The 7,116-nt window shown below is 29.5% G+C and carries 8 protein-coding genes; 4 read left to right on the plus strand and 4 right to left on the minus strand.

Annotation, left to right across the window (positions count from 1 at the left end):
• The 3 genes from JJE11_RS11320 to JJE11_RS11330 form a co-directional block, all read right to left on the minus strand.
• A partial coding sequence (locus JJE11_RS11320) for a M56 family metallopeptidase (RefSeq protein ID WP_291635647.1) occupies window positions 1-550 on the minus strand: 550 nt, incomplete at its 3' end.
• Window positions 543-926: a BlaI/MecI/CopY family transcriptional regulator gene (locus tag JJE11_RS11325; RefSeq protein ID WP_291635650.1), complete on the minus strand. Its 384-nt coding sequence runs from the start codon at window positions 924-926 to the stop codon at window positions 543-545. The genes JJE11_RS11320 and JJE11_RS11325, both read right to left, overlap by 8 nt.
• A gap of 357 nt (window positions 927-1,283) precedes the next feature.
• A complete protein-coding gene (locus tag JJE11_RS11330) occupies window positions 1,284-2,459 on the minus strand; it encodes a cyclopropane-fatty-acyl-phospholipid synthase family protein (RefSeq protein ID WP_291635652.1) in 1,176 nt (391 codons plus the stop codon).
• A gap of 394 nt (window positions 2,460-2,853) precedes the next feature.
• On the opposite strand from JJE11_RS11330, the gene JJE11_RS11335 reads away from it, so the two are divergent.
• The 4 genes from JJE11_RS11335 to JJE11_RS11350 all read left to right on the plus strand — a co-directional run bounded on the left by JJE11_RS11335 (window position 2,854) and on the right by JJE11_RS11350 (window position 6,596).
• Entirely contained in the window at window positions 2,854-3,141 is a 288-nt protein-coding gene (locus JJE11_RS11335; RefSeq protein ID WP_291635654.1) for an autorepressor SdpR family transcription factor, read from the plus strand.
• Entirely contained in the window at window positions 3,131-3,817 is a 687-nt protein-coding gene (locus tag JJE11_RS11340) for an SdpI family protein (protein ID WP_291635656.1), read from the plus strand. Before JJE11_RS11335 ends, JJE11_RS11340 begins: the two co-directional genes overlap by 11 nt.
• A 383-nt stretch (window positions 3,818-4,200) precedes the next feature.
• Window positions 4,201-5,658: an ATP-binding protein gene (locus JJE11_RS11345; protein WP_291635657.1), complete on the plus strand. Its 1,458-nt coding sequence runs from the start codon at window positions 4,201-4,203 to the stop codon at window positions 5,656-5,658.
• Window positions 5,659-5,702: 44 nt separating this feature from the next.
• Window positions 5,703-6,596: a leucine-rich repeat domain-containing protein gene (locus JJE11_RS11350; RefSeq protein ID WP_291635659.1), complete on the plus strand. Its 894-nt coding sequence runs from the start codon at window positions 5,703-5,705 to the stop codon at window positions 6,594-6,596.
• A gap of 258 nt (window positions 6,597-6,854) precedes the next feature.
• On the opposite strand, the gene JJE11_RS11355 is transcribed toward JJE11_RS11350, so the two are convergent.
• On the minus strand, window positions 6,855-7,028 hold the full coding sequence (locus JJE11_RS11355) for a DUF6440 family protein (RefSeq protein ID WP_291635661.1): 174 nt from the start codon (window positions 7,026-7,028) through the stop codon (window positions 6,855-6,857).
• Window positions 7,029-7,116: the final 88 nt, after the last annotated feature.

A 7,116-nucleotide genomic window follows, 5' to 3' on the forward strand; every position in this document is an offset into this window, starting at 1 on the left:
GAGCAAGTCTCACATTACGTCGTCTATTCAATATGATAGCTAGCATTTCATTTTCCCTATTAGTAGCTAATATATTTGATCCATTTAAATATTTTAAAAAACGAACATACCCCGTTAAGTTAACAGTAAGTGCGATTATTACTCCTAGTAGCCAAATGTATATAGTATATTGATTAAATAAATCCAGAAAATATCTACCATGATCGGTATCACCATTATAAACACCATTAGCTACATTTTCTTGAACATTGGGTACTGAATTTGAATTGGGTATATTTTGAGCTGTCCCCACCATTGGTTGAATCGCTGGTTGAACTTCCGCTTGAGAAGTTGCTACCACTGGCATTTGATTACCATAAAAGATTCCATTCATTATACTTGTTTCAAAAGAAAATGGTAGCGCCAATCTTAGGAGTACTACAAACCAAATGTAGTATTGTATAGATTTTGAAAGCTTGTGCTTTATAAATGGCTTTACAGCAAATATTAATACTGCAAGAATACTACCTGACAAGGAAAGCGATAGTAATAGCTTAACTATTTCACTCATCACTATCACCTACCTTAAATAAATCACGTAGCTCCTCAATGTCACTATCACCAAGCTTTTTACTTCCTAAAAGGGATGCTACAAGTTTTTTTGCACTGCCAGAATATAACCGGTTAATTAAGCTTTGAGTAGTATATTCATTATATTCTTTTTCAGTAACCAAAGGCTTATAATAAAATACCTCTTTTTTAGTAGCTATTACTACACCCTTTTCACAAAGCCTGCGTAGTAATGTTTTTATTGTAGAGGCTTCCCATTTGCTGGTCTGCTCAAGTGTTTTTCTAATATCGGCGATAGGAAGTTCTCGGTCCGCTTCCCATAATACACGAATAACTTCAACTTCTGAATCTGTTATTTTCGAAACCAATGTGCCCATTTAAATTCCCCCCACGGGTTACCTTTGTAACCTTACATATAGTTTACAGCCGTAACCTGATTATGTCAATAGGTAATTCATATTTCTATTAGTAAACACGGCATCTTATTGTGATATCAGTCTTATTGGTGATTTCACAAGCCTAATTGCAGTATTATGCTTATTTTATTATAAAATAAGCATAGGTATAACTGATATATAAATTAGAGTATAAAAGTAAACATAAATATTTGATGAAATAGAACACGTAACAAAATTATAACGAATAAACCAGATCATTGCGACCTGGTTTATTCGTTATAATTTATTTTATTATGTATTTTTCAATTTCACTAGTAAAGATTATAAAAAAGTCACCTACATATACAGGTACTCCCTTGTCCAAGGTAAATCATTATTTACACCTTTAGCAAATAATATCTGATGAAGATTGACATTACCGCAATTAAAAGATGCAGCACAGGCATTTAAATATAGCCTCCACATTCTTATAAATATTTCATCTTTACTCTTTTCTATTTCAGGAAGAGCATTCTCAAAATTTTGTGCCCAGCATTCTAATGTTTTCCCATAATGCCTCCTAAGACTTTCAATACCTATTAATTCAAAATCTTGTTCTGCTATGTTAGTAATTATATTTTTAATTCCAGGTATATGTCCTCCTGGAAAAATATATTTGTCTATCCATGTATTTGTGCCACCTTCATTTACTCCTGTTATACAATGAAGTAGAGAAATTCCTTTCTCATTTAGTAGATTATATACTACATCAAAATATTCTGACAAATTTTCCTTTCCTACATGCTCAAGCATTCCTACACTAACTATTCTATCAAAACTTATATTCTTAAGTTCTCTATAATCTGCAAGTCGAACTTCAACTAAATCTTCTAGTCCTTCTGCTTTTATTCTTACATTAACGTTTTGAAGTTGTTCTTCACTTAATGTAATTCCAAGGGCCTTCACTTTATATTTTTTTGCTGCTGAAATTATAAGTTCTCCCCATCCACAACCTATATCAAGTAGGCTTTGACCTTCTTTTAAATTTAATTTTCTTAAAATATAGTTTTCTTTATTTTCTTGAGCTTGATTTAAAGAATCTGTATCATTTTCAAAATATCCGCAAGAATAAGTCATAGTATTATCCAACCAAAGTTTATAAAAGTCATTACCAATATCATAATGAAATTGTATGTTATCTTTATTTGTTTTTATGTTACTTTTTATTATTTTTATTAGATTATTGTATTTTCCACTCTTTTTAAGAAAGCTTTCCTTATTATTATACAAGGATTCTATAACAGACTGTACATTACCTTCTATTTCTATTTTTTTAGTCATATATCCTTCGCCTAATGCAATTGATGGATCTTTTATAATGTCACCTTTTGGTATTAGCTCATTAAAAATTATTCTAAATTTAGGATCGCCTTCACCGTAGCTTTCTACACTCCCATCCCAATACTTAATTTCAAATGGATCAGAAAACATGCTTTTTAATAAAGTTTTATAAAACAGCTTATTAGCAGCCAAAATTCATCACTCCTCATTAAATGTTAAAAAAATAGTTTTATATTTTCACTTCATAAATAATAACTGTAGTATCAACTCTTTTTTAATATTATCCGCTTTCATTATACTACAAATTTTAGCAATATATTATTATTTTCCCTATTTTATTTTCATATTCCTTTTGTTTCACCCTCATCAAAATGATTAGGCAGGTTAAACAAAACAGTGTCACATCTAAATTTATTTTTCATACTTACTCTATATTATAAAACTGGTGTAAAAACAATGTTCATAAATTATATTAAATTATTGTCAGCAAAAATAATATTGACATTCTAAAGAAATGATAATATAATTCTATTAGATAGTTAGATTTTTGTCTAACTATCTAATAGAATTATAAGGAGAAATCAATATGTCGATTCTCAATTTACCATTTAAAGCACTTGCAGACCCAACAAGAAGAAAAATTATTTTATTACTGAAAGATAGAGACCTGACTGCTGGAGAAATAGCTGAACATTTTAATATGACCAAACCAAGTATTTCTCACCATCTCAATGCATTAAAACACTCTTTGCTTTTAACAGATGAACGCAAGGGGCAATATATTTATTATTCTCTTAATACTACAGTGTTCCAAGAGGTAACTAATTGGTTTTTTAACACAACACATGTTAATGAAGGGGGAGTTGAAGATTAAAAAGATCAGTAATGTTCTAAAAAAAGATTGGGTGATTCTAATTCTTATTGTTATAGGATTTGTAATTGGAATATATTTTTATCCGTCACTGCCAAGTAGAGTCCCTATACACTGGAATTCACAAGGGCAAATAGATGGTTATGGAAGTAAACTATTTGGAGCTTTGGGTATTCCATTGATGAATTTAGGAATGTATCTATTATTTATTGTACTTCCTTATATTGATCCTAAAAGGGAAAACTATGAAAATTTTCAGTCAACTTATCAATATTTAAAGTATTTATTAATTATATTTTTCCTTGGACTGGAAGTGATTACACTTTTAGTAGCTACAGGAGTCGTGGATAACACACCACTGCTTATACAAGTATTAGTTTCATTGCTATTTATTTTATTAGGAAATGTGATGGGGAGGTTCAAGCATAACTATTTTGTTGGAATAAAAACTCCTTGGACACTAGCGAATGAGCAGGTATGGAGGAAAACTCATAGAATGGCTGGACCAATATGGGTTATAGGTGGTATTCTAAATATATTATTAGCTATTACAGGAATGACTTTCAATGGAATGGCTTTCATAATTATTATAATAACAATTGTACTTGTTCCGACTGTATATTCATATATTTCTTATCAAAAAATCGTTAATGTAGATAACCCATATTTTAAAAAATAACCATTCAGTATGTTAGTTTATTTTCTTTCATATGACCAAATGAGAAGCTTAGTACTCTTAGTTGCCTGAGTTATAAGCACCCAAGATTAATATTAGTCTTGGGTGCTTATTTTCTAATAATACATATCTCTGAAAACTTTATTCCCTTTTGTCCCTTATCCTGCACTAGAATTTATTATTAAAAACTATAGTTCTATTTACTAACACTAGGCAACAGAATGCTGGAATAAAATTACTTTTTTCTTAATACTGTATTAATATGTTGTATGTTGTAGTAAAATGTAACATATTGTAGTAATATATTATAAGGGTAACTATTATAAGGGTAACTATTTTAATATTAAGTTATAAGTAGAATTTTTTGAGAAGTGGGGATAATTATTATGGGAAAGAGTAGAAGTAGACGAACTATGCTATTGGGATATTTCTCAATTGCTTGTTTATCATTAATTATAATATTATTTAGTATTTATAGTATGAATAAAGTATGTAACGAATCTGATTTTATCATCAAAAAAATACTCCCAGCAAAAACATTTTCAACGGAAATTTTAACATCACTTATTAATCAAGAAACAGGTATCAGGGCCTATATCATTACAGAAGATAAAGATTTTTTAGAAGCCTATTATTTAGGACGTAACCAAGTACAGGGGTTCTACACTTCTCTTGATAATTTGAAAGATACGGAACTCGGAATAGACACTACTAATCACCTCAATGATCAGATGAAATCTATTGAAAAATTTTTCATAGAGCAAATAGCATTAGTCGATAATGGCAATTCGTATCAAGCAAAATTAAACCTACTTCAAGGTAAAAATTTAGTTGATAAATTTAGGGCAACTGATAATATACTAATAAATAAAATTAATTTAGAGGTAAATACCTCGCGCAACAAAGTTGCGAATGCTCAAAAAATTCAGCGATACCTATTGATTTTTTTAGGTAGTGTACTCACTTTGTGTAATCTTATGTTTATTAGGTATATATGGAATTATACAAATGAAGAAGTTATTAAGAAAAATGAAATGAACAAAGAATTAAAAAAATTACTTATTTCACATGAAGAGTTTATTTCAAATATCTCACATGAACTTAAGACACCATTAAATGTAATTTCTTCAGCAATACAATTATTTCAAATGTATTGCCATAATGGCTCATTAGACGACCGAAGGAACACAATTATTAAATATCTTAACTCAATGAAACTAAATTCCTATAGGTTATCAAAACTTATAAATAATATTGTTGATTCATCGAAGATCCAAGCAGGATTCTTTAAATTGAATTTATCAAATAACAATATTGTCGAAGTTGTAGAAGAAATAGTGACCTCTGTAACTAGTTTTACTGACAGCAAAGGCTTACATATTATTTTTGATACAGATACAGAAGAAAAAATGATTGCTTGTGACCCAGAAAAGATACAGAGAATAGTATTAAACCTTATATCAAATGCAATAAAATTTTCAAATGTAGGAGATGAAATCTTTGTTGATGTAAAGGATAAAAATAAATTTGTTGAAATATCAGTCAAGGACAATGGAATTGGCATCGAAGAAAAGGACTTGGATATAATATTTGACAGATTTAAACAGGTGGACAAATCGCTATCAAGAAATACAGAAGGTACAGGTATCGGTTTAAGCCTAGTTAAGTCGATTGTAACATTACATGGTGGTAGTATATATGCTGAAAGTGAATATGGGAAAGGAAGTAAGTTTACAGTTTTGCTTCCTTCTAACACGATAATTCAGGAAGATATGCTATCTAGTAGCAAAGTGAGAAGTGAAGATGAACGTATACAAGTGGAACTTTCAGATTTATATTCGTAGTATCTTTATAGCTTAACTATTAGTACAAATGGAGGATTATGAACATGAGAAAAATATCTTATATTAAATTTAAGTGGATAAATATTTTTATTGTCTTTTTATTTAGCATTAGCATTATTTATTATAGTTATTCGAAAAGTGCATCTTCAAATAGCGCTCAGCAGCAAAAATCAGTAAGTGCCCAAATTACAGAGAGTACTGTTATTACATTTCCTGATGAAAATTTAGAGAAAGCAATAAGAGAGGAGATACAATGTCCTACTGGAGATATTTTAAAGGAAGATGTTGATAAGATAACAAAACTTGAAAATACTGAGGATAAGCATATTACTAATCTTTCTGGGATGGAAAATCTGACTAATTTGACTTTGTTAAATTTAAGTAATAATCAAATCAAAAACATAGAACCATTAAAAGAATTGACTAACTTAACTAATTTAGATTTAGCTGCTAATCAACTTAGTGACATTGAACCTTTAAAAGAATTGACTAACTTAACTATTTTGGATTTAGCCACTAATCAAATGAGTAATATAGACCCTTTAAACGAATTACCTAAATTGACTGAACTTAATTTAGATACTAGTCAGATTGAGGATTATTCCCCCGTTAACCTTTATTGTAAAAATACAGTAACATCAATTATTACGAGTACTGTTATTCCACCTACACAAAAATCAATAACTGCAAGTAATCAATTTACAGATAGTACAGGTATTATATTTTCAGATGGGAATCTAGAAAACTTAATAATAGCTACAATGCAACATCTTACTGGTGATATTGTGCATAGTGATATTGCGCAGAGTAATGTTGATAAGATAATAAGCCCCCAACCCGTTCAAGATAAACATATTGAAGTTCTTTCAGATATAGAAAATTTAAATCATTTAGATCCAGATACTAATTCGATTAGTGACATAGAACCTTTAAAATAGTCCTATCGTTTTTCAGCGTTCTAATCTCAAGGTGCCACACACATCAAGTTTCAAAAATAGTGCCCTCTCATAGGCACTATTTTTATTTACTTAAATAACCAACAATAACCTAAGAAATTTCTATATTTAAAAATCCTAATGCAACCTAATACTGGTGTCATTTTTATTGCAAGTTCATCATGTCCATGTTTTCCATTTGTACAAAGTAAACGTTTTTAATCTTATCCAGTAGTTCGCTAAATTAAATAATGGAAGTTATTATTTGATTTTTGTTATAATAGGTTTTCCTTCTGAATCTAATAACACTGTCACTCCACCGGACGTCCCATTACTAATATATAGGTAATTTACTCCAGTTTGTTTATCAACTATCACTCTATAACTTTCTATAAGTCCTTCGGAAGATTCAACTTCAAATCTTTTGACTCCCATAATAATTTCACCTCCTAAATCTTCTTGCCTTATTTGTTATAAATCGTTATTTTGCCTATCATTAGTAAGAAGTATTCCCCATGCAAGA

The organism is Clostridium sp., from assembly GCF_016650095.1.
Taxonomy (GTDB): Bacteria; Bacillota; Clostridia; order Clostridiales; family Clostridiaceae; genus Clostridium_AD.

Coding starts and splice junctions, on each gene's coding strand:
- JJE11_RS11325 (WP_291635650.1), bottom strand. CDS start 926: ATGGGCACATTGGTTTCGAAAATAACAGATTCAGAAGTTGAAGTTATT.
- JJE11_RS11335 (WP_291635654.1), top strand. CDS start 2,854: ATGTCGATTCTCAATTTACCATTTAAAGCACTTGCAGACCCAACAAGA.
- JJE11_RS11345 (WP_291635657.1), top strand. CDS start 4,201: ATGGGAAAGAGTAGAAGTAGACGAACTATGCTATTGGGATATTTCTCA.
- JJE11_RS11350 (WP_291635659.1), top strand. CDS start 5,703: ATGAGAAAAATATCTTATATTAAATTTAAGTGGATAAATATTTTTATT.
- JJE11_RS11355 (WP_291635661.1), bottom strand. CDS start 7,028: ATGGGAGTCAAAAGATTTGAAGTTGAATCTTCCGAAGGACTTATAGAA.